This window comes from Bradyrhizobium sp. HKCCYLS3070 (assembly GCF_051167575.1).
Classification (GTDB): Bacteria; Pseudomonadota; Alphaproteobacteria; order Rhizobiales; family Xanthobacteraceae; genus Bradyrhizobium.
The window spans coordinates 121,456-146,887 of the sequence record NZ_JBNPTI010000012.1; the positions used below are offsets into that span (position 1 = coordinate 121,456).

Annotated in this window: 23 protein-coding genes; 10 read left to right on the forward strand and 13 right to left on the reverse strand. The window is 67.0% G+C overall.

Annotated features, from left to right (window positions below; all coding sequences use genetic code 11):
• Positions 1-36: 36 nt before the first annotated feature.
• Positions 37-453 carry a MucR family transcriptional regulator gene (locus ACQR03_RS27805; RefSeq protein ID WP_315716114.1) on the forward strand — a complete coding sequence of 139 codons (417 nt, stop codon included), beginning with the start codon at positions 37-39 and terminating at the stop codon, positions 451-453.
• Between the two features lie 9 nt (positions 454-462).
• Here the strand turns inward: ACQR03_RS27805 and ACQR03_RS27810 are convergent, their stop codons facing one another.
• Positions 463-888 (reverse strand): SufE family protein, encoded by a 426-nt coding sequence (locus ACQR03_RS27810; protein WP_315753075.1) that lies wholly within the window; start codon positions 886-888, stop codon positions 463-465.
• Positions 889-962: 74 nt separating this feature from the next.
• The gene (locus tag ACQR03_RS27815) at positions 963-1,424 is read right to left on the reverse strand and encodes a DUF5330 domain-containing protein (RefSeq protein WP_434842024.1); all 462 of its coding nucleotides are present in this window, start codon (positions 1,422-1,424) and stop codon (positions 963-965) included.
• 451 nt (positions 1,425-1,875) lie between these two features.
• Here ACQR03_RS27815 and ACQR03_RS27820 point away from each other — a divergent pair, with 451 nt between their 5' ends.
• From ACQR03_RS27820 to ACQR03_RS27830, 3 genes are read left to right on the forward strand one after another with little or no spacing between them, the layout of a single operon-like run.
• Complete coding sequence (locus ACQR03_RS27820; RefSeq protein ID WP_434842025.1) at positions 1,876-3,639, forward strand: PAS domain-containing sensor histidine kinase; 1,764 nt, start codon at positions 1,876-1,878, stop codon at positions 3,637-3,639.
• Complete coding sequence (locus tag ACQR03_RS27825; protein ID WP_316194721.1) at positions 3,632-4,324, forward strand: peptidoglycan-binding domain-containing protein; 693 nt, start codon at positions 3,632-3,634, stop codon at positions 4,322-4,324. The genes ACQR03_RS27820 and ACQR03_RS27825 overlap by 8 nt, the downstream gene beginning before the upstream one ends.
• 50 nt (positions 4,325-4,374) lie before the next feature.
• Entirely contained in the window at positions 4,375-4,725 is a 351-nt protein-coding gene (locus tag ACQR03_RS27830) for a DUF1491 family protein (protein ID WP_316194722.1), read from the forward strand.
• A gap of 32 nt (positions 4,726-4,757) precedes the next feature.
• On the opposite strand, the gene ACQR03_RS27835 is transcribed toward ACQR03_RS27830, so the two are convergent.
• The gene (locus ACQR03_RS27835) at positions 4,758-5,711 is read right to left on the reverse strand and encodes a DUF2336 domain-containing protein (RefSeq protein WP_434842026.1); all 954 of its coding nucleotides are present in this window, start codon (positions 5,709-5,711) and stop codon (positions 4,758-4,760) included.
• Positions 5,712-6,109: 398 nt separating this feature from the next.
• On the opposite strand from ACQR03_RS27835, the gene ACQR03_RS27840 reads away from it, so the two are divergent.
• Positions 6,110-6,298 (forward strand): hypothetical protein, encoded by a 189-nt coding sequence (locus ACQR03_RS27840; RefSeq protein WP_315716121.1) that lies wholly within the window; start codon positions 6,110-6,112, stop codon positions 6,296-6,298.
• A gap of 19 nt (positions 6,299-6,317) precedes the next feature.
• Positions 6,318-7,079, forward strand: a complete 762-nt coding sequence (locus ACQR03_RS27845; protein ID WP_315768130.1) for a hypothetical protein — start codon at positions 6,318-6,320, stop codon at positions 7,077-7,079.
• Here ACQR03_RS27845 and ACQR03_RS27850 read toward each other — a convergent pair.
• Complete coding sequence (locus ACQR03_RS27850) at positions 7,076-7,975, reverse strand: LysR family transcriptional regulator (RefSeq protein ID WP_315716123.1); 900 nt, start codon at positions 7,973-7,975, stop codon at positions 7,076-7,078. The genes ACQR03_RS27845 and ACQR03_RS27850 overlap by 4 nt on opposite strands.
• A 97-nt stretch (positions 7,976-8,072) precedes the next feature.
• Between ACQR03_RS27850 and ACQR03_RS27855 the strand changes: the two genes are divergently transcribed.
• On the forward strand, positions 8,073-8,921 hold the full coding sequence (locus ACQR03_RS27855; RefSeq protein WP_434842027.1) for an MBL fold metallo-hydrolase: 849 nt from the start codon (positions 8,073-8,075) through the stop codon (positions 8,919-8,921).
• Here ACQR03_RS27855 and ACQR03_RS27860 read toward each other — a convergent pair.
• From ACQR03_RS27860 to ACQR03_RS27880, 5 genes are all read right to left on the reverse strand, one after another.
• The gene (locus ACQR03_RS27860) at positions 8,908-10,398 is read right to left on the reverse strand and encodes an acetyl-CoA hydrolase/transferase family protein (RefSeq protein ID WP_315753069.1); all 1,491 of its coding nucleotides are present in this window, start codon (positions 10,396-10,398) and stop codon (positions 8,908-8,910) included. The genes ACQR03_RS27855 and ACQR03_RS27860 overlap by 14 nt on opposite strands.
• A 108-nt stretch (positions 10,399-10,506) precedes the next feature.
• Positions 10,507-11,010, reverse strand: a complete 504-nt coding sequence (locus tag ACQR03_RS27865; protein WP_315753068.1) for a CYTH domain-containing protein — start codon at positions 11,008-11,010, stop codon at positions 10,507-10,509.
• A 119-nt stretch (positions 11,011-11,129) separates the two neighbouring features.
• Positions 11,130-11,714 carry a DUF1254 domain-containing protein gene (locus ACQR03_RS27870; RefSeq protein ID WP_315716127.1) on the reverse strand — a complete coding sequence of 195 codons (585 nt, stop codon included), beginning with the start codon at positions 11,712-11,714 and terminating at the stop codon, positions 11,130-11,132.
• Positions 11,711-12,292 (reverse strand): DUF1214 domain-containing protein, encoded by a 582-nt coding sequence (locus ACQR03_RS27875; protein WP_315716128.1) that lies wholly within the window; start codon positions 12,290-12,292, stop codon positions 11,711-11,713. The genes ACQR03_RS27870 and ACQR03_RS27875 overlap by 4 nt, the downstream gene beginning before the upstream one ends.
• Positions 12,293-12,306: 14 nt before the next feature.
• A complete protein-coding gene (locus ACQR03_RS27880; protein ID WP_315753067.1) occupies positions 12,307-14,586 on the reverse strand; it encodes a transglycosylase domain-containing protein in 2,280 nt (759 codons plus the stop codon).
• Positions 14,587-14,928: 342 nt separating this feature from the next.
• Here ACQR03_RS27880 and ACQR03_RS27885 point away from each other — a divergent pair, with 342 nt between their 5' ends.
• Entirely contained in the window at positions 14,929-15,441 is a 513-nt protein-coding gene (locus ACQR03_RS27885) for a YcgN family cysteine cluster protein (protein ID WP_315753066.1), read from the forward strand.
• Positions 15,442-15,609: 168 nt separating this feature from the next.
• Positions 15,610-17,193, forward strand: a complete 1,584-nt coding sequence (locus ACQR03_RS27890; RefSeq protein ID WP_315753065.1) for an MDR family MFS transporter — start codon at positions 15,610-15,612, stop codon at positions 17,191-17,193.
• A 195-nt stretch (positions 17,194-17,388) separates the two neighbouring features.
• On the opposite strand, the gene ACQR03_RS27895 is transcribed toward ACQR03_RS27890, so the two are convergent.
• The 4 genes from ACQR03_RS27895 to ACQR03_RS27910 form a co-directional block, all read right to left on the reverse strand.
• A complete protein-coding gene (locus ACQR03_RS27895; RefSeq protein WP_315753064.1) occupies positions 17,389-19,122 on the reverse strand; it encodes a cell envelope biogenesis protein TolA in 1,734 nt (577 codons plus the stop codon).
• Between the two features lie 12 nt (positions 19,123-19,134).
• The gene (locus ACQR03_RS27900; RefSeq protein ID WP_315753063.1) at positions 19,135-21,252 is read right to left on the reverse strand and encodes an OmpA family protein; all 2,118 of its coding nucleotides are present in this window, start codon (positions 21,250-21,252) and stop codon (positions 19,135-19,137) included.
• A gap of 258 nt (positions 21,253-21,510) precedes the next feature.
• Positions 21,511-23,103, reverse strand: coding sequence for an MBL fold metallo-hydrolase (locus ACQR03_RS27905; RefSeq protein WP_315753062.1), 1,593 nt, complete (start codon positions 23,101-23,103; stop codon positions 21,511-21,513).
• 46 nt (positions 23,104-23,149) lie between these two features.
• Positions 23,150-24,682, reverse strand: a complete 1,533-nt coding sequence (locus ACQR03_RS27910) for a thymidine phosphorylase family protein (protein ID WP_315753061.1) — start codon at positions 24,680-24,682, stop codon at positions 23,150-23,152.
• A 382-nt stretch (positions 24,683-25,064) separates the two neighbouring features.
• Between ACQR03_RS27910 and ACQR03_RS27915 the strand changes: the two genes are divergently transcribed.
• Positions 25,065-25,229, forward strand: a complete 165-nt coding sequence (locus tag ACQR03_RS27915) for a Flp family type IVb pilin (RefSeq protein ID WP_315716136.1) — start codon at positions 25,065-25,067, stop codon at positions 25,227-25,229.
• The last annotated feature ends 203 nt before the right edge of the window (positions 25,230-25,432 follow it).

Sequence of the window (25,432 nt, forward strand, 5' to 3'; positions counted from 1 at the left end):
ATCGACGGTCGCAGGGCGGAGCGGGATGAGGGTTCGATGACCGAAGCGGTCGGCAAGAGCTTTATCGATCTGACGGCCGACATCGTGTCGGCCTATCTCAGCAACAACCCGACCCCGGCGGCGGAGATTCCCTCTCTGATCAGCCAGGTGCATGCGGCGCTGACGCGGGTCGCAGCGGGACGAAGCGAGCCCGCGCCGGAGCCGGCGCGGCCAGCGGTCCCGGTGAAGAAATCGATTCACCCGGACTATCTGGTCTGTCTCGAGGACGGCAAGCGCTTCAAGTCGCTGCGGCGACATCTGCGCACGCAGTACAACATGACGCCGGAACAATACCGCGACAAATGGAACCTGCCGCCGGACTATCCGATGGTGGCGCCGAACTACGCGGTCACCCGCTCGCAGCTCGCCAAGAAGATGGGCCTGGGTCAGCAGCGGCCCGAGCGGGAGAAGTAGCCGAACCGATCAGGACGCCGTGGCGAGCGCCTCGCGGGCGTCGGCGCGGATGCGCTCGACCATCGAGCGCAGGCCGTTGGAGCGCTGCGGCGTCAGGTGCTCGCGGAACCCGAGTTCGTCGAACACCGCGGGCGCATCGATGGTCATGATCTCCTGCGGCGTCCGCCCGGAATACAGCGTCAGCAGAATTGCGATCAGACCGCGAACGATGTGGGCGTCGCTGTCGCCGAGATAGTTCAGCACGGGCACGGCGCCGCTGTGATCGACGTGCTTCGACAGCCAGACCTGGCTGGCGCAACCCTGCACCTTGTTCGCGGCGGAGTGCTCGTCCTCGGGCATCGGCGCCAGGGTGCGGCCGAGCTCGATCACGTAGCGGTAGCGGTCGTCCCAGTCGTCGAGCAGGGCGAAATTGTCGCGGATGTCGTCGATCGTCATGATGCTCTTCGGTCCCGATGTCGGCCTTCATATAGGCGTTCGGGAGGACGAAAGCGACAGTCGGTTCCGCCGCTTCAGGGCGTCGGCGGCAGATGCCATTCGGCGGCGAGATCGTCGGCCGAGAGCGTATCGGCCGGCGCGTCACCCGGCGGAATCTCCTCGATCACGGGGGCGTCGATCGAGCCGGTGTGATCGTTGCCGCGCTTGTCGAGACTGGCCGGCTTCACCGGGCCGATGAACTTGTCGGCGCCGGCCGGCTTCTCCGCGGCGTCGGACTTGTCGGTGATGATCTGGTAGATCTTGCGCGCGCCTTCCTGGGCGCGGTGGCCGATTACGGTCGCGGCCTGGCCGCCGACCTCGCAGGCCTGCGGCTGGCGCTTGCAGAACTGGCTCATGTCGGAGACGGCCGCGGTCGCGGCCTGCACGGCTTCGTGCGCATTGATCTGCGGCAGCTTGTCGGCGTCCGGGCTCTTCTCGCGCGGCAGCAGCACCAGCACGAGTCCGAGCCAGAATGCCATCCGAAGCAGAAAGAACATCACGCAACCCCGACCGTGCTGCTGATCTCGCGTGCTCAAGTCGCGCAACGGGATCGCAGCTGATTGTTCTATGTCGCGACTGCTTGCATTGGGCTTAATTGGTTGAGATTTCGCGAAGTCGGGCGCTGGATTTTTTTCGGAGTAAATTTTTCATTGGCGCCGGGCGCACGCGCCGTGCAACCGGCTGTAGATCGCGCCGCTTTCGCAACCGCAGGCCCGGCCGGAAACGATGCATTCACCATCCCGGCCGAATGGCGGGCTCACCGCAGTCTGGCCCTTAGCGTTCGCTTAATGCGAGTCTGACACGGTGACTTCCGACGACAGGGGGCGTCCCGGCGCGTTCTCTTTGTGAGAACCACCGACAGGCCGAGGCGCGAGAGCCGTGAGTGTGTTGAGTATCATCCGCGATTGTCTCGATGCGTTATTGCATCCATCGGCTCGAACTGATGCGATGACGCGCGCGCGTCATCGCGCCTTCATCGCGCCGCGCCTGCTGGGCAGCCTCGCCGCCTTCGCCGTGTTTCCTGCCTTTCTCGCGATGCGCGGTGCGCCGAGCGCGCTCGAGGTCGGCGCGCTGTCCTGGCTGATCGCGCCCATTCTGCTGTCATGGTATCTGTCGCGCACCGGCCGCTACGAGAGCGCCTGCGCGCTGTCGTCGCTGGCACTGTCGGCGCTGATCATGGCGGTTTCGATCGAGACCGGCGGCATCGAATCCTTTGCCGCGGTGTGGCTGATCGTCGTTCCCCTGGAAGCCTCGTTCTCGGCCTCGCGCCGCGTCGTCGTGTTCTCCGCGGGGCTCGCACTGTGCTGCGCGCTGCTGCTCATCCTCATCGGTCATTTCGGCTGGCTGCCGAAGCCCGAGACCAACCCCGCCTTGCGCACCGCGCTGCTCGCGTTCGGCGTCGCCTCAGCCACGCTCTATGCGGCCGTGCTCGCGTTTGCCGCCGACACGCTCGCGCGCACCAGCGTGACACTGCTGTCGATGGAGGAGGAGCGCTATCGCCTGCTCGCGCGTAATATGAGCGACGTGATCTCCCGTCACCGCCGCAACGGCGCGGTCATGTTCATCTCGCCGGCGGCCGAGACGCTGCTCGGCGCGCCGGTTGCGCAGTTGCACGGCCACGGCCTGTTCGAACGGGTCCATGTCGCCGACCGGCCGGCCTATCTCACGGCGCTGTCGGAAGCGGCGGGCGGCAGCGAAGCCTCGAGTGTCGAGTTCCGCCTGCGCCGCGATGCGCCGGGCGAGGGCCGCGGCTTTCATCATCCGGTCGATTTCATCTGGGTCGAAATGCGTTGCCGCCCGCTCGACCGCATCGGCGTGGCGCCGGGCGGGTCGGAGCAGGAGGTGGTCGCGGTCATGCGCGACGTCACCGATCGCAAGCTGCAGGAGCAGGCGCTCGAATTGGCGCGCAGCGCCGCCGAGCGCGCCGACGCCGCGAAGACGCGATTCCTCGCCACCATGAGCCACGAGCTGCGCACGCCCTTGAACGCCATCATCGGCTTCTCCGAGATGCTGATGCAGGAGCAGGTGCTGGTGCTGAACGCGGCGCGGCGCCGCGAATATGCGCAGCTCATCAATGATTCCGGCCAGCATCTGCTGTCGGTCGTGAACGGCATCCTCGACATGTCGAAGATGGAGTCCGGAAATTTCGAGCTGACGCCGGAGCCGTTTGCGCCGCGAGTGGCGCTTATCAATTGCTGCAACCTGCTGGCGCTGCGGGCGCGCGAGAACGGTGTCGATCTGTCCGCCGACGTGCCGCAGGACCTGCCGATGGTCACCGGTGATCCGCGCGCCTTCAAGCAGATCGTGCTCAACCTCGTCTCCAATGCCATCAAGTTCACCGAGCGCGGCGGCCATGTCACAGTCTCGGCTGGCGTCGACGGCGCGCGCCTGCTGCTGCGAATCACCGACACCGGCGTCGGCATCGCCGCCGATGATCTCAAGCGCATCGGCGATCCGTTCTTCCAGGCCGGCAAGACCTACCAGCGCCGTCACGAGGGAACCGGGCTCGGGCTGTCGATCGTCAAGAGCCTCGTGACCTTGCACGGCGGCGAAATGTCGATAGAAAGCAAGATCGACGAGGGGACCACGGTCACGATCGCGCTGCCGATCAACTTCGTGGCCGAGGCCGCTGCGGGCGCCACCGTCACGCCGCTGTCACCCTCACGCTCCGCCCAGCCAGGGCAGGTCATGCAGGTGAAGAAGAGTGCCTAGACGAGCTGCAGAGGATGATCCGGCGCCGCCGCGCCGTCGCAAGCGTTCCGCTGCGGCTGCGGCCGTCGTCGACGTGGCGGAGGGGCGCGGCTGGCTGCTGCGGGCCATGCTCTACAGCCCGAAGGATCTGTTTGCGGGCCTGCTGGCCTGCGCGGCTGGTAGCGCCATCATCGTCAATGCCGTGTTCCTGCAATCAGGACCGCATCCGGCGCCGATGTTCGGCTCGATTGTGACCATTCCGCCCCATCTGACCAGCTCCAATCCGCTGCCGCGGCCCCGGCCGATGGACATCTCGCCTTTGGATCCGAAGGTGATCGAGACGCGGCCCGCTGAAACCAGGGCGGCGGAGCAGAGGGCGGTCGAGCAGCGCGCCACCGAGCCGCGTCCGGATCAGAAATATGCCGATCCTCTGGCCGATCTCGTCCGCTCGGTCAGCGGCGGTCAGGGCAACGTGCCGCGTCCGCAGCCGACGCAGCAGGGCGGCAATGTCCGTCGTGTCGCCGCGGTCCAGCGTGCGCTGACCGAATACGGCTATGGCCAGTTGAAGCCGACGGGGATGGTCGGCTCCGACACCCTGGCCGCGATCCAGAAGTTCGAGCGCGAGCGCAAGCTGCCGGTAACGGGCCAGGTGTCGGACCGCCTGGTGCGCGAGCTTGCGATTGTCATCGGTCACCCGATCGAATAGAGCAGGGGCGGCTGCGACTTGCAGCGCGCTTGCACCTGCATCGAACCATCATGCGATTGAAGAGCAGCATCTGGGTGAGCGCCTATCTGCGGCGTTGCCAGTCGGCCGGCGCGTTCAGCGCGATCCGCCACCGTGGCGCGGAGGAAGCCGGCGCGGTCTTCGTCAAGGTCGCGATGATGGATGGCACGGCCCAGCTCTATGTTCCCGCCCCGCAGACCGTCTATGACGACAGCCAGCCGATCGACCGCTTCTTCGTACCGATATCGCCGCAGCCGGTCGCGGAAGCGCAGATCGAGGAGCGGCTCGTCAAGGAGCTGCGCTTCGATCCCGACGCCTGGATCATCGAGACCGAGGACAGGCAGGGCCGTCATTTTCTCGATCTCGTGCGCGAGCGTCCCTGATCATCGCTAAGATTCGGGACCGCGATCGCGCGTCAGCGCTTGAAGCCATCGGTTCCCGTGCGCACGATCGGCCTCGTCGCGGTGCCGGCCCGCGCCGTGCTGCCACGGACGTGCTGACGTTCGTCGTCATAGAGCGCCGTGCGATGCTTGGCCCTGATCGCGGCCATCCCGGAGCCGCGCCAGGCCGCCAGCATGATCAGCGCCGCGCGCTCGCTGAGCCGCTCGTAGAAGCGTGACAGCCGAAACACGGTCTGGACGGACTGGCCCATCTCGGGCTTGAGGAACAGCAGTACGCGCTCGAACACCGGCGCCGGCATGCCGAGCGCCTTTGCGGCGCAGGCCAGCGGCTCGCCATGGGGATCGTTGACAACCTCGTGGGTCATGCGTGAGGGCAGGATCAGGCTCTCGCCGAGCTCGATCGTGAACGTCTCGACGTCGGCGTTGAACGCGGCCATCTCCAGCGCCTCGATCGCATGCACCGCGCGGTGCAACGGCGTCGGCGCGGCGGGCCTCAGCGGCGTGGTGGCGAGGTTCTGCAGGATGGCGATGCGTTCGTGCGAGGCGGCGCGCATGAACATCTCGCTGAGCTCGGCGGCATCCTTCGGCTGCATCGACAATCCGGACGCCGCGTCGTCGCGCGGCGGGATCGGAGGCGACGAGCGAAGCGATGCGGGAATGGGGCCGGCGAGCGGCGGCGCCGGCTCGCTCTGCGGCGGGCGCAAGCCCAGCTTGTTCAGGATCTCGATCGGCGTCGCCGGATAGATCGCCAGCCGCGCACGCACCGCCGCACGGGTCGCATCGTCGACGTCGTCGACCAGACGGGAGGCCAATTCGACGAACTGCCGCTCCTCGTCGGCGGAATGCGCGCTCGCCTGGACATAGAGGTCGGTCAGCACGCGCAGCAGAGTGGGCTTGATGTCGACGCCCTCGCGGCGCGAGAGCGTGAGCAACCCGTCGAAGCCGGGGAACAGCGATGATCTTGTCATGTCGGGGTACGCAACTTCGGCAATCGTTGCGCCGATTAGAGCGGAGTTGTTTTAATACGGCGTTAAGGAAAACAATCGGTGAAGATGGGCCGAAATGACCCGGTGAGACAAAGGCGCAACGCTGGCTTGCCTTCTCTCCCGCCGGTGCACGCGATCCGTGTCGGGCGGCCCGCGCATTAATATCCTCTTAACCACGTCCTGATCTTAATCGATCCGTTCGATGATCTCGCCTTGGCCTCGTCACGCGGCCAGCCTGATCTTCGCCGCGCCGAATGCCAACGTGCAGCTTCATGCGCCGGCATTCGTGATCGTCAGTTCTGCGTGCCCTCTTGCCTGCGAAGTTCGGGCGACGGGGAGTTTTCAGGGGGTAAGAACTTCGGGCACGAAAGAGAGTGGACATGGCGACCATCATTGAATTCCCGGCAGACGTTGCGCGTCGCGCGCGGCCTGCCGTGACCGGCGCGCCGCAGGAGGGCATGGGAACGATCCTGATTCTTCCCGTCGTTCGGATCGAGCGCGAGACCACGACCGACGATAGCGGGCCCCGCGAGGGCACAGCACCAAGCCGCCGTCGCCGTCGCCGCTGACAGGTCGGGGGAAACGGGAATGCCGGCCATCGTGAATCCGGTCCGGCGCGCGCCGCCGGTGTTCGCACTCGTTCTCGTCGGCGGACTGCTCGGCGCCTGCAGCGGCGGCGATTTCGGCCGCACCCGCGCCGACATGCGCAATGACGACATGCACAAATGGATCGGGGCGGAAGCCACCGCCAGCGTCGGCGTCAGGCCGTCGCAGTTCCAACTGACCGACAATGAGCGCCAGCTGCGCGATCTCGCTTATCCGCTGATCGAGCCACCGCATTCGCGCCCTGCCTGGAAGAGCGTGTTCGGCGACTATCAGCCGTCGGCCTCGCCGTGGCGCCAGAAGGTCGTGTTCGACCGCACAGCCTATGGGCGGGCCTTGATCGACGAGCCGCACCGCTCGCACGCCTCGCGCTACACCCAGCTGATCGACGACGTGCGCGACGACATCACCCGCTTCGAGCCGTTCTTCGCGTCGGCCATCCGCGTCATCGATCTCGATCGCAAGCGCGATGCCAGCATGAAATACATGACCGAGCTCTCGCCGCGCGAGCAAGCCGATGCGGTCGCGCGCATGCAGGAGAACTCGCTGATCGTGCAATGGGTGCAGATCAGCCTGGAGCAGCGCGTCTCGTCCTACCGCTGGGCCTTGGAGCGCCTGGTGTTGCAGGCGCCCGACGGCATGGCCGCCGAGGCCGATCGCCTGATCCACGAACTGGCGGCTCAGACCGCCAATCCACCGGTCGCCGCGCGGCCCCTGATCGAACGGCCGCTGACGACGCGGGGCTAGCCCGGCGCGACCTTGCTCCGGCGCCGGCCTCGCTTGGCCGGTGCTCCCTTTTGCCGCCCTGCTGTCGCACGGAGCTTCTGCGGCGCTGCCGCGCGCAGCGTCGCGATCAAGATCTTCAGCGCCTCGGATGGAGCACGCGCGGCGGAGTAGGCGAGTCCGACCTGGCGCTTCAACGTCATCTCGATCTCGCGGACCGCAACGTCGCTTCGGCCGTGCACGACGCCCTCGGGAACGATCGCGACGCCGACGCCGGCGGCGACCAGCGCCAGGGCCCAATCCTCGGTTTCGGCGATGGCGGCGATCTCGCGCGGCCCGCCGCTGCGTCGCGCCAGCGCGCTGTGCTCGCAATGGCAGCGGTCGATCATGGCGACGTCGGCGAGGTCGGCCGCGCGCAGGCGCGGCTTCAGCGTGAGCGGATGCGCAAGCGGCAAAGCCGCGACATAGCGCTCGCTCCACAGCGGCAGGAAATGCTCGCCGTCGCCGACCAGGCTTTTTGAGACGATGCGTCCGTCGGCCCGCTCGGTCGGACCGACGATGTGAAGCCTGAGATCCTCGCGCGCCGTGAGCGGCTTGAGCAGCGCGGTCACGCGCCGGCCGTCGAGGGTGCGCATGAGCCCGAGCTTGAGCGCCTGCTTCGGCGCGCCGTGCCGGAACAGGTTGCGGGCGGCATCGGCTTCGCCGACGATCCGGCGCGCGATCGGCTGCAGGCGCTCGGCCGCCTCCAGCGGCACGACACCCTTGCGGTGGCGGAGGAACAGCTCGGTGCCGAGCTCGGCCTCGAGGTTGGCGATCGCCAGCGAAATCGATGGCTGCGAGACGAAGCAGCGCGCCGCTGCCCTGGTCAGGCTGCGTTCCTCGAACACGGCGGAGAAATAGCGGAGCTCGCGGATATCCATAGGAGAAGCCTATGATGCGTATCACTGATCAATATTTTACTTATCTCAGACCGGCACGCAAGGATGCGCCCGATATCGGCAATGAAGGAGAAGATCGATGCGCGTCCACCACCTCAACACCGGCACGATGTGTCCACGCGGCGGTCGGCTGGTGAGTGGCAGCGGCGGCCTGTTCGCGCGCGCCCGCCTCGTCTGCCACTGCCTGCTGATCGAAAGCGATGACGGCCTGGTCCTGGTCGACACCGGCATCGGCACCGGTGACATCGCGGCGCCCGCACGATTGGGGGCACGCTGGGTGAGGCAGGCTGCGCCGCTTCTCGATGCGTCGGAGACGGCGCTCCAGCAGGTAAAGGCATTGGGCTTCTCGCCCGACGACGTCAGGCACATCCTGCTCACGCATCTCGACCGGGACCACGCCGGCGGCATCGGCGATTTCCCGAAGGCCAAGGTGCACGTTCATCGCGGGGAGCATGCGATGGCCGTCGAGGGGTCTCCGGCGCCGCCGCGCGGTCGCTATGTCGCCGGCCAATGGCGGCATCGTCCCGACTGGCAGTTCTACGGCGACGACGGCGAGGACTGGTTCGGCTTTCGCGGTGTCCGCGCTGCCGTGGATCGCAGCGGCGACATCCTGATCGTTCCTCTGCCGGGCCATACCCGCGGCCATTGCGGCGTCGCCGTGCGACGCGGCGACAAATGGCTGCTGCACGCCGGCGATGCCTATTTCTTCCACGGTCAGCTGGACGCCCGCCCACGCATGCCGCCGCTGCTCGGGCTGTTCCAGCGCAAGGGCGATCAGGATCGCACGATGCGGATCGCCAACCAGGAGCGGCTGCGGCGCTTGAAATGCGACCATGGCGACCGGGTCACGATCGTGAACAGCCACGATCCCGTCGCCTACGACACATGTCGCTGCGGTGATCGGGCCGCAGCGCTCATTCCGGCCTGAGCAGGCGGAACGCCTCCTCGAGCAGATGCGGCGTGTGCTTGCCGGTCGAATCGCGGCAGGCGCGTTCGAAATAATCCGCCAGCGCCGGCCGGAATTTTGGATGCGCCGCCTGGTCGATGATGGTGCGGGCGCGCTGTTTGGGCGACAGGCCGCGCAGATCGGCGAGGCCGCGCTCGGTCACCAGAACCTGCACGTCGTGCTCGGTGTGGTCGACATGGGTGACCATCGGCACGATGCAGGAGATCGTCCCATTCTTCGCCGTCGAGGGCGTCATGAAGATCGACAGATAGGCGTTGCGGGCGAAGTCCCCGGAGCCGCCGATGCCGTTCATGATGCTGCTGCCGCGCACGTGGGTCGAGTTGACGTTGCCGTAGATGTCGGCCTCGATCATGCCGTTCATGGCGATGACGCCGAGCCGGCGGATCACCTCGGGGTGGTTGGAGATCTCCTGCGGCCGCAGCACGATACGGTCGCGCAGGAACTCGATCTCGCGGTTGAATTCGATCGCAGCTTCCGAGCTCAGCGACAATGCCGTCGCGGAGGCGAGATCCATCCGCCCCGAGCGGATCAGGTTCAGCATGCCGTCCTGCAGCACCTCGGTGTAGGCGGTGAGATGCGGGAACGGCCCGTCGTCGAGCCCGGCCATCACGGCGTTCGCGACGTTGCCGACGCCCGATTGCAGCGGCAGCAGGTTGCGGGGCAGGCGGCCCTGCTTCACCTCGTGCGCGAAGAACTCCAGGATGTGCCCGGCGATCGCGCCGGAGACGTCGTCGGGGGCGGCGAAGCTCGTGTTGCGGTCGGGCGCGTGGGTCTCGACGACCGCGATGACCTTGTCCGGATTGCAGCGATAGGTGGTCTCGCCGATGCGGTCGCCGGGCGCCAGGATCGGGATCGGCTTGCGATGCGGTGGCAGGCGGGTGCCGTAATAGACGTCGTGCATGCCGAGCAGCGCCGGGTTCATCCACGAATTGACTTCGATGATGACGCGGTCAGCCAGATCGAGCCAGGTCTTGTTGTTGCCGATCGAGGTCGAGGGGATCAGCCGCCCGTCTGGCAGGATGCCGGCGCATTCGATCACGGCGACGTCGAGATGGCCGAGAAAACCGAACCACACGAACTGTGCGACATGGCTGAGATGCAGATCGATATAGTCGATGCTGCCGGCGTTGATGCGCTGTCGTGTCGCTGGATCGGACTGATAGGGCAGGCGCAGGTCGATGCCATCAGCCCGGGCGAGCGCGCCGTCGAGCTCGGGCGCGGTGCTCGCCCCGGTCCACACGCCGACGCGGAACGGCTCGCCGCGCGCATGCGCGGCTTCGATCCGGCGCGCCAGCGCGAGCGGCACCGCCTTCGGGTAGCCCGACCCGGTGAAGCCGCTCATGCCGACATGGTTGCCGGGCTCGACCAGCGCGGCCGCCTCGTCGGCCGACATGATCTTGGCGCGCAGCGCCTGTGACATCACCTGCGATGAACTCATCGTGCAAACTCCATGCGCGATCGTTCAGACCGCCAAGTCCGCGCTGTTTAAGGTGTGCCCTCGACGGGTGATTTGACAGGGGTCAAGCCGCAACGGCCCGTGCGTGCATCACAGCCCTGCAAGGCGCGCGCGCCGCAGCTCCCGGACTTTCGCCGCCCGCGAGCGCTCCGTCAGCATGTTGGCCTTGCTGTAGCGCGGGTCGCCGGTGACCTCGTCGCCGACCCAGTCGGGAAGGGTCACGATGGTCGTCTCGGTCGGCAGCTCGATCTCGGCGATGACGACGCCTTCGAGCGCGTCGTGGTAGACGTCGACTTCCCAGACGCCGCTTTCGGCCGGCACATAGTGACGCGTCTTCTCGAGGATGCGTCCGTCGCAATGCGCGAACAGCATCGCGGCGTGGTCCGCGGGAATATCGTACTCGAATTCATCTCGGGTCAGGCCGCGGCGGCCGCTCTTCACGCACAGCGTCGTCCGGTTGCCATAGCAGCGAACGCGGACCTTGAGGCCGTCCTGACGTGCGACAAGGCCGTCGCGAAGGCGTTCACTGTGCGTCGCCTGATCCCGCCAAGCATCGGACTTGACGAGAAACTTCCGTTCGATTTCGAGAGGCATGACCTGATGTTGAGCGAAGCGCCGCCGTCCTGATCCATCATAGCAGCGGCGCGCGACAACGACTATGCCACCAAGGATGAAGAGAGTGTTGTCGAATTCATCCAGGACGTCGTATTGACTTATCGTTTGCCGCGCGGCTTCTCGGCCTTGGCCGGTGCCTCGGTCTGTACGCCGCAGCTTGCCGCTGCAAGGGAGGCCTGCGCCTGCGGCATGAGACCGGGCTCGGCGGCCAGGGCCTTCAGCACGATCAACCCGGTCGTCGTCGGCGAATCGATGATCAGCCGGTCGGCGGCCGTGATCTCCTCGTCCTCGGGCAGGTCTTCGTGCTGCGCCTCGGTCATCAGGTTGAGCTCGATCACGCGCTTGCCGGCGGAGCGGTCGTTGATGGCGTAGTAGGCGATCTCGTTGCGCGTGTAGAACGACACCGACGTATAGGCCTGGCTCACCGGAACCGTGAGCTTGAGCGGTCCGTCGGACAGATCATAGCGGCAGATCGCCATGGCGAACGCCGGATCCATGAACGGCATCGGTGAATTGCCGGGATCGGCCAATGGCAACTGCGTCACGGCGTTCAGCTTGGTCATCGGCGTCAGCCGGGAGTAGGCGTCCTGGGTCGAGATCCGCGGCAGCGCCAGCACGCTGACGAGATGGACCACGCCGCCGAGCAGCACGCCGACCACGACCGTGAACAGCAGCCGGATCATGATGGGCAACCTACTGTCGTGATCGACGGCATCGGCGCGTCGCGCTGCGTGCGGGTCGCGACGCCGACCGGCGTGTCGTAGAGCCGCAGCATCAGCGCGTAGCGCTCGATGCCGCCGGTCGGCAGCCAGTTGCCGGAGCGCGAGCGCGCGGCGACACGAATCTCGAAGGAGCCATCGGCACCTCGCACCAGCTCCTGGCTGGTGAAGCCGTAGCGCTGCAGCGTGTTGGCGACGAGGTGGCCCTTGCGGTCGTAGAGCGTGAGCGTCCAGAAGCGGGCGGGTGGCGTGACGCCGCTGACCAGGATGTCGCAGCGCCCGTCGAGCGGCTTCCTCTTGTCGTCCGTGGTGGCGGTGAAGGCCACGCCGTCGCCGGTGCCGATCGGCAATTCGCCATTGCGGGTGATGGTCGCGCGCGCATAGGGGTCGACATCGGCCGTGCCGGTTTTCGGACGCGCCGTCCAGGCGCCGATCGTCAGCGTACCAAACTCGGTGCCGCGGGTCGTCGTCATCCACGTCGCGCCGATGCCGACGCCGGTGGCGATCAGGAGCGTAACCAAGGTGATGAAGAGCAGCCGCACGGGGATCGCTGACGTCAGTTCTTGCGCAGGGCAGGGATGGTCACGCCGTCGGCCGTTGCCGCGGCGTAGTTCTCAGGGAAGGCCAGCGCGCTCGACGAGACCGGCTTGCCGGGCTTGCGCGGATCGGCAGGCGCGGCCTTCTCGGCGAGGCGCGCCGCATCGTCCAGCATCTTCTCGACCTGAACCAGCACCTCGGCGCCGCGGCGGGTCAGGATCGGCGGCGGACCGGGCTTGATCTCCAGCGTCTTCGGCTGGCCGGCCTGTGCCATCGCGGCGGACGCCGACTGCGGCAGCTTTTCGCCCATGCCGACGCCGGGCAGCTCCTTGACCTCGACGCCCTGATGCGCGGCGACCATGATGTCGTGCCACGTCTGCGCCGGCAGCGAGCCGCCGGTCATACGGTTGGTCGGCGAATAGTCGTCATTGCCGTACCAGACCGCGCAGGTGAAGTTGCCGGTGTAGCCGACGAACCAGGCGTCCCGATAGGCGTTGGTGGTGCCGGTCTTGCCGGCGGTTGGAATGCCGTCGAGTGCGGCGCGGCGTGCGGTGCCTTCGCTGACCACGTGGCTCATCATGCCCGCCATGTCGGCAGCAACCGAGGCCGGGATTGCCTGCTTCGGCTTCGGCCCGTCACGGTCCCAGCGCCAGACCAGGTCGCCGGCGCCGGTGCGGACCTCCAGCACGGAATGCGGCGTCACCGCCTTGCCCTTGTTCGGGAAGGTCGCATAGGCGACCGCATGCTCCAGCACCGTGACCTCGTCGGAGCCGATCGGCATCGACGGCGTGTCGGGCAGCGGCGCCTTGAGCCCGAAGCGCCGCGCGACCTCGATGATCTTGGCGCGGCCGGCCTTCGGACCCTCCTTGCCGCCGAGCGCGATCGACAGCTTGACCGGGACGACGTTGATCGAGCGGGTGATCGCCTGCGTCAGCGTCACCGAGCCGGAATAGGAATGGCCATAATTCTGCGGGCACCAGTTGCCGATGCAGACCGGGCCGTCGACCACGATCGAGGTCGGCTTGAAGCCGTTCAGCAGCGCGGTGGTGTAGACGTAAGGCTTGAACGACGATCCCGGCTGCCGGTAGGCGTCGACTGCGCGGTTGAACTGGCTGGCACCATAGTCGCGGCCGCCGACCATGGCGCGGATGCCGCCGTCGAGGTCGGAGACGACGGTTGCCGCCTGGGTCGCGTGATAGTCGCGGCCGAACTGGCGCAACTGGTTCTCGATCGCCTCGTCGGCCGCATGCTGCACGGTCATGTCGATCGAGGTCCGCACCACGAAGACGCGCTCGGTGTAAGACTTCGGGAACGTGTCGACCAGCTTGCGCATCTCGTCGAAGGCATAGTCGAGGAAGTAGTTCGGCGAGCTTTCGTCGCGGCGGTCGACTGCGAAGGCCGGGTTGCGGCGGGCGCCGAACACTTGGCCCTCGGTCATGAACCCGGCATCGACCAGATTGTCGAGCACGACGTTGGCGCGGGCGCGGGCGGCGGGCAGGTTGATGTGGGGGGCGAACTTGGTCGGCGCCTTGAACAGCCCGGCCAGCATCGCGGCTTCGGCGAGGTTGATGTCGCGCACCGACTTGTTGAAATAGAAGTGTGCCGCGCCGTCGACGCCGAAGGTGCCGCCGCCCATATAGGCGCGGTCGAGATAGAGCTTGAGGATCTCGTTCTTGGTCAGCCGGGTTTCCAGCCAGATCGCCAGGAACGCCTCGTTGACCTTGCGCTCGATGGTGCGCTCGTTGGACAGGAACAGGTTCTTGGCGAGCTGCTGGCTGATCGAGGAGCCGCCCTGGCGGACGCCGCCGGCCTGGGCGTTGGTGACGAGGGCGCGCGCCGTGCCGGCAATGTCGATGCCGAAATGGTCGTAGAAGCGGCGGTCCTCGGTGGCGAGCGTCGCCTTGATCAGATTGTCCGGGAAGTCCTCCAGCGGAATCGAATCATTGTGCTTGATGCCGCGGCTGCCGATCGGGTTGCCATAGCGGTCGAGGAAGGTCACGGCGAGGTCGGACTTCTTCAGCCAGTCCTCATCGGCAGTTTCCCGGAAGGCGGGGATCGCGAGCGCCAGCATCAGCACCAGGCCGCCGAGCCCGATCGTGGCCGCCTCCGAGAACGGCTCGACGAACACCCAGCGCTTCCAGCCGCCGACATAGAAGCGGTCCATGAACGCCGAATAGCGCTCATACAGCTCGCGGGTGCCGCGCAGGGAGGAGAACAGCGCCGAATCGAAGCGGGCGTCGAGATCCAGGCGGAAATTGTTGATCCGCTTCTTCCAATCGTCTGGAATGATCTGCCGCACGGGAACCCTGGTCGTTTCGAAAGCGTGTCAGCTGGCTTCGAAAGCACTCAGCAAGTGGGGCTGGGGGCCATCGAAGGGTCTTGCGCGATTGTTGCGGCAAACCCATGGCACTGCACAGTCAGCCGCCCGAACCCGAGCACCTGACCCCAAGCCGCATTGCCGGCGCCGCCGCCGGAGTGACTCAATCATCTATCTAGCCGAGCGGGGGTCACAAACCAATGGTTCCGCTCATAATTTGATGCACAAAGCTAACGTGCCGCCGTAATCGGCAAAGCCCCTTGCGCGGCTCGGGGCCGGGCACCTAGATGGCGGCCACCTCACGCCCTCTTTGAGAATCGCCCGATGACCGCACCGCTCAAACGTCCCTCGGGCCAGGAGGGAATGTTCTGGAAAACCAAGATCTTGGAAGAGATGTCCGAGGTGGAATGGGAGAGCCTCTGCGATGGCTGCGGGCGCTGCTGCCTGGAGAAGCTGGAAGACGAGGATACCGGCGACATCTACTTCACCCACATTTCCTGCAAGCTCTTGGATGCCGGGCTATGTGCCTGCAAGGACTACCCGAATCGTTCCGAACAGGTGTCGGATTGCGTTCGCCTGACACCTGAGAACGTCCGCACGCTGACCTGGCTGCCACCGAGCTGCGGCTACCGCCTCGTGGCTGAGGGGCGCGATCTCTACTGGTGGCATCCCCTGATCTCGGGCGATCCTCAGACGGTCCATGAAGCCGGCGTCTCGGTGCGCGGCCGGGTCGAGGGCACCGAGGACGACGTTCCGGACGACCAGCTCGAGGACCACATCGTGCAGTGGCCGGTGCTGCTGCCGAAGCGGGCCAAGTTGAAGCGACGGCCGAAATAGCGCGATCACCTCGCACCCGCAGCAAGTCACGATGATGCGACCGTTCCCGTGCTGTCGGAATGCACCCATGCACCCGACCCGCTGCCGCACGGGAAAATTATGCCTTAAGTAGTTCGCCAGACAGCGAATCCGCGCGGCGTCGTCGCGCCCGGGCACGGCATTCATCCCATGAACAAGTTTGATCGGCAGACGCATTACCCTGCCGCGTCCCAATCCCTGCCCGAAGAGATCGCCGCCGAGCTGCCGGCCATTCCGCCGCAGGTTCAGGCGATCGAGGATGCGCCGTCGCTTGCGCCGCCGGTGCCGCTGACCCAGGCCGAGGTGCGCACCATCCTGATGAGCCTGCTGCTGACGATGTTCCTGGCCGCGCTCGACCAGACCATCGTGGCGACCGCGCTGCCGACCATCGGCCGCGAGTTTCAGGACGTCACCAATCTCTCCTGGGTGATCACCGCCTACCTGCTGGCGTCGACCGCGGTGGCGCCGGTGTTCGGCACGCTCTGCGACATCTATGGCCGCCGCTCGATGATCATCACCGCGCTCAGCCTGTTCGTGGTCGGCTCGGTGGTCTGCGCGCTGGCGCCGAACATGCCGGTGCTGATCCTCGCCCGCGGCCTGCAGGGGCTCGGCGGCGGCGGCATCATGCCGGTGGTCCAGACCGTGATCTCCGACGTCGTCAGCCCGCGCGAGCGCGGCCAGTACCAGGCCTATTTCAGCGGGGTCTGGCTGCTCGCCGGCCTGCTCGGGCCGGTGATCGGCGGCTTCTTCGCCGACCATCTGCACTGGTCGATGATCTTCTGGATCAATGTCCCGCTCGCGATCGCGGCGCTCGCATTGCTGCTGCCCAAGATGGGCCGGCTGCCGGTCTACCACCGGCTGCGCAAGGTCGACTGGGCCGGCGGCCTGCTGCTGATGGCCTCGGCCGTCGTGTTCATGCTGGTGCTGACCTGGGGTGGCCACAAGTTGGCCTGGCTGTCGCCGACCCTGCTGGCGATGATCGGCAGCGCGGTGGCGCTCGGCTTGGCCTTCGTCTGGCACGCCAAGCGGGCCGATGAGCCGTTCCTGCCGCTGTCGCTGATGGGCGGAACGGTGGTGCCCTACGGCATGCTGGCGAGCGGCTGCGCACTCGGCGCCCTGATCGGGCTCACGGTCCATCTACCGCTCTATTACGAGCTGGTCTATCATTTGACCCCGAGCCAGGCCGGTCTCGGCCTGATTCCGATCGCGGCGATCTCGACCCTCGGCGCCGCGGTTGCCGGCCGCACCATGGCCCGGGTCAAGCACTACAAGCGCGTCGCCATCGTGGGCACGATCATCGGCACCATCGCCGCCGCGGTCATGACGGTGACGACGCCCTCGCTCTGGGTGCTGATGGCGCTGCTGTCGATCTACGGCATCGGGCTCGGCACGGCGTTCCCGATCTCGGTGGTGTCGCTGCAGAACGCGGTGGACCGCTCCCAGATCGGCACCATCACCGGCGCCATGAACTTCTTCCGCTCGATGATGTCCTCGTTCACGGTCGCGGCCTTCAGCGCCATCCTGCTGATGGCGCTGGGCGCCGACATTTCGCTGGCGGAGGGCGCCCATGGCGCGGTCAGCGGCATCGCGGAAGCCGACATGATCCATGCCTTCCGCTTCGTTTATGCCGCGGCCACCGCGATGCTGGCCTGCGCCTCGGTCTGCATGATGCTGATGGAGGAGCGGCCGCTGGCCGGCCCGTCGCGCAGCGAGGCGGTCGAGCTCGCCGAGTAGGAAAGCAGGGTGGGCACGGCGCCATCACCATCGCGCGTGACGAGAGGGCAAGTCAGCGCCTTTGCATACCCGACGATTCGTTTAGATCATGATGCGATTCCACGGAAGCGCATCATGATCTCATCTCTTTGTTTGAGCATGATCTTTTCGGAAAACCGGTTTCCATTTTTCCGGATCATGCTCCAGTTGGCGCCGCTACTCGCGTGGTTGCACGATCTCGACGTTGTCCTGCCCGCGGGAGCCGTCGTCGGCGGATGACTTGACCAGACCAGCCTCGACGCGGCGGGCGAATTCCGTGGTCGCGCCGCCTGCGAGCTCCTTGGCCTGACTGATCCATTGCTCGCGCTCGATTCGTCCTGCGAACGCCAGATACGAGCCGACCCATTTGGCGTGCTCGGCGGTCCAGGCCGCGATCTGCGCGAAATGCCAGATGCCGAGGCCGTGCAGCCGCGCCTCGTTCTGCTTGCCGATGCCCTTGATCAGCTTGAGATCGTCGGCCTGGCCGCCGCGCGGCGCGACGAGCCCGAGCGGGCGGGCGCCGCCATGGACGTCCTCGTTCTCGACGGGCGGCATCAGCGCCGGCAGGTGGGCCAGGAGGTAGCTCGCCTCGTCCTCGCTCAGCGGCGCGTCGGCATGTTCGTCGATGGTGATCGCGCCGGACTTCACCGCGCTGGAATGCGCGGTGTCGAGGCCGGCCGCGAGCAGCTTGGCCTGCGCGATCCAGTGCTCGCGCTCGATCCGGCCGGGAAAGACCATGTGATGGCCGACCCAGCTCGCATGGTCAGGCGACCACGCCGCGATCTGGCTGAAATGATGCACGCCGATGTCATTGAGGACGCGCTCGTTCTTGGGTCCGATGCCCTTGATCAGCTTGAGATCGTCAGCGGCGCCCTCGGGGGCGGACAGGGCCGGCGGTCTGTCGTCGGCCGAGGCCGGGCTCTCCGGGGCCGATGATGCGGCGACCTCGGCGGCAAGCCGTTCCGCGTCGGCGTCGGCGGCAAGGCGATCGGTTTCCGCGCGTGCGGCCGCTTCGGCGGCCAGGCGATCGGCCTCGGCCTTGGCGGTCGCTTCGGCCGCGAGACGCTGGGCTTCCGCCTCGGCTTTCGCAACGGCCTCTGCCGCAAGACGGTCTGCTTCGGCTTTCGCCGCTGCTTCGGCGGCCAAGCGTTCGGCTTCGGCCTTTTCAGCCGCTTCTGCCGCAACGCGATCGGCCTCTGCTTTCGCGGCTGCTTCCGCAGCAAGGCGGTCGGCTTCGGCTTTCGCGGCGGCCTCCGCAGCAAGGCGCTCGGACTCGGCGTTCGCCGCCGCCTCGGCAGCGAGACGTTCGGCTTCGGCCTTCGCTGCGGCTTCAGCCGCCAGACGATCAGCCTCGGCCCTTGCCGTGGCTTCCGCGGCGAGCCGCTCAGCCTCGGCCTTTGCGGCCGTTTCGGCGGCTAGACGCTCGGCCTCCGCCCTTGCAGCGGCTTCGGCCGCAACACGTTCGGCTTCGGCTTTCGCGGCAGCTTCAGTGGCAAGGCGATCGGCCTCGACGCTGGCTGCGGCTTGCGCAGCCGGGGATGGGCTGTCCGCCCAAGGACGAGCCGCCGCGGTTGCGCCGGCGAACGCGACGCTGTTTCCAGGACCGCCCGGCGACATCGCACTGGTGTCACCCAGCCCGACATATTCCCTGAGCTGTCCGCCGATCAGGCAGCCGAGAACATAGGCGCCGACCATCAGCAGGCCGACCTCGAGCCACAGGCCGGCACGTCCGGGCAGCACTGTCAGCAGCGCCATCAGGATCCCGATGACGAGGGCGAGCGTCGCCGGCAGCAGCCAGCTTCTCAGCCAGTCCGGCCGCGGCTCGTCCGACCAGGTGCGCCAGCCGACAAAGCCGCCGATGCCGACGGCGAGGATGATCCAGAACGGAAATGTCGCAAGGTCGTACATCATGATGTCAGCGCCTCACTTGACGACGAATTCGATGCGGCGGTTCTGCGCGCGGCCTTCGGCCGTGTCGTTGGAGGCGACCGGCTTGGTCTGGCCGTAGCCCTCCGAGGTCATGCGCGAGGTGTCGATGCCGGCGTCGCCGATGTAGCCGACCACCGCCGCCGCCCGGCGCTTGGAGAGGTCCATGTTGTCAGCTTCGTCGCCGACATTGTCGGTGTGGCCTTCGATCGCGATCTCGGCATCCTTGCAGCGCTGCGCAACCTCGACCAGGTGATCGAGCAGCGCCAGCGAGGCGCGGCTCAGCTCGGCGCTGCCGGTGCTGAAGCGGATGCGGCCCTTGGCGAGCAGCCCGTTGAACGCCGGCTGGCACTCCGCGACCGCGAGTGGCGGGCTTTCCGGCTTGACGCCGATCTTGACGTCGTCGAGCTTGAAGCCGCTGCCGACCGCCTCGGCGAGCTCCTTGCGGACCTGCTCGGCCGACTTGTCGTAGATGGCAAGCCCGTCGACCGTGATCGCCGCGTCCTTCGCCGTCAGCGCGCCGGACCACAGCCGCGCCAGCGCCGGGAACGTCGCCTTCAGCGACTGCACGTAATCCTTTGGCGCACCGTCGCCGATCTTCAGACCGTCCTCGACCGTCTCGGTGATGAAGGTCGTTGTGGCGGCCTCGACGAGATCGCGGCGGGCGGCGTCATCAGGCACGTAGCCGCTCAGCATGACACGGCCGTCCTGCTTCTGCAGTCCGAACGCGTAAGGCGAGACCGGGCCGTCGCGGACGTCGATGGACGCGAGCGCGAACGGCGCGGGCAGGGCGCCGGCCAGTTGCTCGCGCACGGCTGCGCCGGTGACGTTGGCGAGTCCGACGCCCCTGAGCGACACCTGGGTGTCGTTGATCTCGGCGCGCCCCTGCGACAGCCTGGCGAGCTGCTGCAGCAGGCTCGCGCTCGCTTTGGCAAGGTCGCCATCCGGGGCGCCGCGGGCGATGCCGATCTGGCTCTTGATCGGCTTGCCGTCGAACTGTCCACTGGCGGAGCCCAGCATCGCATCGCGGGCCGCTCCGCTCGGCGCGAGACCTGTGAGGCTCAAGCTGGTGCCGTCGAACTCCGCCGACCAGCGATAGGGCTTGATTTCCGGCGGCAGAATCTCGGCTTTCGCCAAGCTCAGCCCGGTCGGCAGCTTGCCGATCCCGGCCATCGTTTCATCGTAGGCGGCGGCGGAGGGCGCCTCACCCGAAATCGCGTAGGTGGCGTCGGAGATGACGACGCGGCCCGTGCTCAGCCTGGTAAGCTCCGCTAGCGCATAGGACGTGTAGGCGCCAAAATCGCCAGCAGGCGCGCCACGCGCGATCTGCATGTGATGCATCACCGACGCGCCGGGCCAGGCCTTGATCGCGGCGGCCTCGAGCGCGCGCCTGATATCGTCATTCGGAACGACGCCGGACATCACCAGCGTGTTGCCCTCGCGAACCGCGCTCCAGATGAACGGCTTTGCCTCCGGCGGCAGGATCGCCACCTTGTCGAGCACGGCGCCGCCCGGCAGCTGCCGCGTCGCCGCGACGGCAGCCTCATAGACGTCCGATGAGGCGGCGGCACCCGCGATCGAATAAGCCTTGTCCGCGAGCGCGAACGTGCCGCCATTGAGCTTGGCGGCCTGGACCGATCCATGGCTCGCGATGGCCGCGAAGTCGGCCGGAGCTCCCAGCGCATAGGAGAGGCGATCGACCACTTCACCACCGGACGAACGGACGGCATTGAGCACGGCATTCCGAACGGCGGGCGTCGGCACCGCGCCTTCGAGCACGAGCTGGCCGCCGTTTCGCGTGGCGCGGAAGGCATAGGGCTTCGGTGTCGGCAGCTTGTCGTAGGTGCCCTCGACGAGCCGGACGCCGCTGACCGATGCGGCGTCCTCCAGTTTCGTCGACTGATCGGGACTGAACTCCGGCCCTGCGATGCGAACGTCGCGGCCCGCGACCGTGACCTTGAGGGCCGCGGCTGTGTCGGGGACGGCGGCCGCGACGGCGGCGCGTGCCCGCGGCGCAATGTCGTCCTCGACATCAGCCGTCTTGAAGCTCACGGCCGCGAGCCAGAGCACGGCAACAGCGATCAGTCCCGCCCACCATTTCGATGGTTGATGCATGTGAGAGCCCCTCGTTTCCCCACCTGCGCCCGGTTCACCCGGATCGTTCCGTTGTTATGAACCACGTGTCGAGCCTATCAGAACAGCTCTCGGAGACCAGCCGTCGGCACGTTGTGTGTTTCAATATGCACAAGCTGCGAGAGCGTCGCCGTCTGCGAGCTTCGCACCGCACCTGATGGTCCTCAAGGTGCGATCAAAGTGTGACCGTTCGACGACGAACATCGCAGGTGCGCAGCCTTCGCGGCTACGCCGCTCGCATCACTCTTCCAGCGCTCGGCGCAGGCGGCGGATGATGACGCCGCGGGCGCGATCGTCGGCGGCTTGCTCGATCCGCTCGTGGATGTCGAGCAGCAGGCCCGACATGTCGTTGTGCCAGTCCAGCCGGGTGACCGCCTCCGGCGCCAGCCGCCGCCGGCGCGCGACGTCGAGCAGCGTCGGCACCGCGCTCGTCAGCTCGTAGACGTCGTCGAGCAGGGGGGAGAACACTTTCGCGGTCGGCACGATGCGCTCGGCGACGCGCGCGGCCAGCGCCGCGATCGCGGCATCCTCGCCGTGGGACAGAAAAAGGCCGCGCGCGATCGGGCGGCGGGCCGCGATCCAGCGGGCGATCTCGGCGCCGTCGGCGTGGCCGGAATAGTCGTCGATCATGCGGATGCGCGCCGCGACCTTGATCTCCTCGCCCTGGATGCGCACCGCCTTGACGCCGTCCTGCAGGAAGCGCCCCAGCGTGCCGTTGGCCTGATAGCCGACCAGCAGCACGGTGGCGCGGTTGTTCCACAGCCAGCGCTTGAGATGATGGCGGATGCGACCGGCATCGCACATGCCGCTGGCGGCGATGACGATGTGAAATCCGGTCAGCTTGGCGATCGCCTTGCTTTCATCGACGGTCTCGGTGAAGCGCAGATGCGACGACGACAACAGCCGGCCGACATCGCTGCCGCCGTCGAGGCTCTCGGTGTGCGCGCGAAACACCTCGGTGGCGTGGATCGCCAGCGGCGAGTCCAGGAACACCGGCGCGGCCGGAATCTCGCCGCGCTCCATCAGGCCGACCAGATCGACGATCAGCTCCTGCGTCCGCTCGACCGCGAAGGCCGGGATCAATAGCGCGCCCTTGGCCGCCGCCGCGTCGCGCACCTCGCCGGCCAGACGGCCGCGGCGCAGCTCCGGCGTGGTCGGCTCGCGAATCCGGTCGCCATAGGTCGCCTCCGAGATCACGTAGTCGAAACCCTCCGGCGCTTTCGGGGCCGGCTGCAGCAGCTTGGCGTCGGGCCCGACATCGCCGGAGGCGAGCAGCCGCAGCGCCGCGCCATCGGCGCCTTGTCCTGCGAATTCGATCTCGATCGAGGCGGAGCCCAACAGATGGCCGGCATTCCAGTAGCGGGCGCGAACGCCTGGAATGATCTCGGTCCAGGTCTCGTAGGGGACGGCTTGGAAGTATTGCAGCGCCGCGATGGCGTCGGCCTGGGTGTAGATCGGGCTGACCTCGCCGCGGCCGCGCGCGATGTTGCGGCGGTTCAGCGCCAGCACCTCCTGCTCCTGGATGTTGCCGGCATCGGGCAGCATCCATGAGCAGAGATCGATGGTGCCGCGCGTGGCGAAGATCTTGCCGTCGAAGCCCATGCGCACCAGCTTCGGCAGCAGGCCGCTATGGTCGATATGCGCATGCGTCAGCAGCACGGCGTCGATGTCGGCGGGACGGAATGGGAAGTCGCCGTAGTTGAGCTCCTTCAGCGTCTTCTGGCCCTGGAACAGGCCGCAATCGATCAGGAACTGGCTCTTGCCGCTCCGCACCAGATAGCAGGACCCGGTTACGGTATGCGCGGCACCGCAGAAGCGAACGGTCACACTCATGCGGTGGTCTCCCGAGGACGATGGATCGATGCTCGATGACGGTTCATCACGAACGACCATTCGCGCCGTCGGCGAAGCCATAGCCGTGGTTGGCGGCAGCTGCGGCTGCGGCCAGATCATGCTCCGACGGATCGCAGGTGAACACGCGATAGAGTGGTTCACCCTGGTCGACACGATCGCCGATCTTCTTGAACAGCATGATCCCGGAGCCCTTGTTCACCGGCGCGCCGGCGGTACGCGCCAGGCGATTGAGCCGCAGGCAATCGATCGCGGACACGACACCGTCGCGCTCCGCCTTGACGTCGAAGGCGAGATCGCCGAGCTCGCTGCGGCATTCCGGCGGGCCCTGCGCATCGATGATCTTCAGCATCTGCTTGAGCGCCGCGCCGCTGTCGAGCAGCTCGCGCGCCCTGTTGTAGCCGGCGCCGCCGCGCAGCTTCGGATCATATTCGAGCAGATGCGCGGCGAGCCGCAGCGACTTCTCGCGCAGGTCCGCAGGCGCCGACGGCTCGTTGCCCAGCACCGCCATCACGTCGCGGGCCTCCAGCACCGGACCGATGCCGTTGCCGATCGGCTGGCGGCCGTCGGTCGTGATCACCTCGACCTTGAGCCCGAAACGGTCGCCGACGAATTCGAACAGCTTGCGCAGCCGCATCGCCTCCGCGCCGCTGGTGAGCTTGGCGGTCGGCCCGACCGGCAGGTCGAGCAGCAGATGCGTCGAGCCGGCGGCCAGCTTCTTCGACAGGATCGAGGCGACCATCTGCTCGCGGGTGTCGAGGCTGAGCGGGCGCTCGACCGAGATCAGGACGTCGTCGGCCGGCGACAGATTGACGTGGCCGCCCCAGATCACGCAGCCATTGCAGGCCGCAACGATCGACTTCATTTCGTCGGCGCCGACATTCACCCGCGCCAGCACCTCCATCGTATCGGCGGTGCCGGCTGGCGAGGTGATCGCGCGCGAGGAGGTTTTTGGAATGGTCAGGCCGTGGGCGGCGACGATCGGCACCACCACCATCGAGGTGCGGTTGCCGGGTATGCCGCCGATGCAGTGCTTGTCGACCACCACCGGCTCGGGCCATTTCAATTGCGTGCCGGCATTGGCCATCGCGCGCGTCAGCGCCAGCAGCTCGCCGGAGCTCATGAAGCTGGCTGAGCCGATCAGGAAAGCCGCGATCTCCATGTCGGAGTAGCGGTAGTGGGTGAGGTCCTCGATCACGGCAGCGATCGCCTGGTCGCTCAAGGTCTCGCCCCGGATCTTGGCGCGCACCGCTTCCATGCTCTCGGGCGGGGTCGCCGGCGACACCGTCGCCCGCGTGCCGGCCGGCTCGGCGAAGCGCCGCATCGCCGGTTCCGACAGGCCGATCTCGTCGGGGCCGACCAGTGCGTCGTCGTCGGTGATCAGAAGGGTCGCCAGCAGCGTCCGCGAGTTGCAGCGCAGCTCGACGCGGCTGAAGCCGCGGAACACCTCGGGCCGCAACGCCTTCGAGCGGCGGGAGATCACGACCACGTTCTCGCGGCCGGTGTCGAGCGCGACGCTGCGGATCTTGAGCTGGGGACGGGCGGAATCTGTTGTGCTCATAGCGACCAGGATAACCTTTAAGGCGGTCCACGCCATCGCCGTTGACCCAGATCATGACGTGGCATCTGGCGGATAAGCCGAATTTTTTCTGAATGTGTCGGACGAGGATTCAGCGGCTCGGCTTTGCCGCCAACCGGCCGGGGGCCGCGGACTGAGAATAAAGCGAAGCAAGTTCAGTTGCTTGCACTCCGGTTCGGATCTCGGAGGTCGGGCGAGGGCGGGCCTGCGATGGAATGCCGGCTCCGAATCTGGGCCGCGCAGGTACCTCATCGGGTTAACCGATTGTTCAAGCCGATGACGGAGGGTTTCCGGCGGGGCGTCCATCCCGGCCTCGGCGCGCCCTTCCGGCGCGTCAGATGATCGAGCCCGACCGGAGAGGTAGATGCGGCAGTTGATTGCGAGCTTCCTGAAGAATCAGGCTGGCGCGACCTCGATCGAATACGCCATCATTGCCGGCGGATTGAGCATCGTGATCCTGGCGGCCGTCAATGGCCTGGGCTCGGGACTGAGCAGCAAGTTCACCGCGATCAACACCTCGATCAAGTAGAGCCCGCCGGTCAAATTGCCGCGCGATCAAGTCGGCGCGTGATCAACTCATTGGCCGATCAAGTCACAGGCGTCGTGATTGTGCACGACGCCTGCTGCATTGTGCCCCATCCCATTCTGTTGCGTGCGACGCGCCGCCTGTCTCCACGAACGAAGCTTCCGGCGGGGGCATCGCCGGAAGCTCGTCGAGCAGTCAGAGGTTCA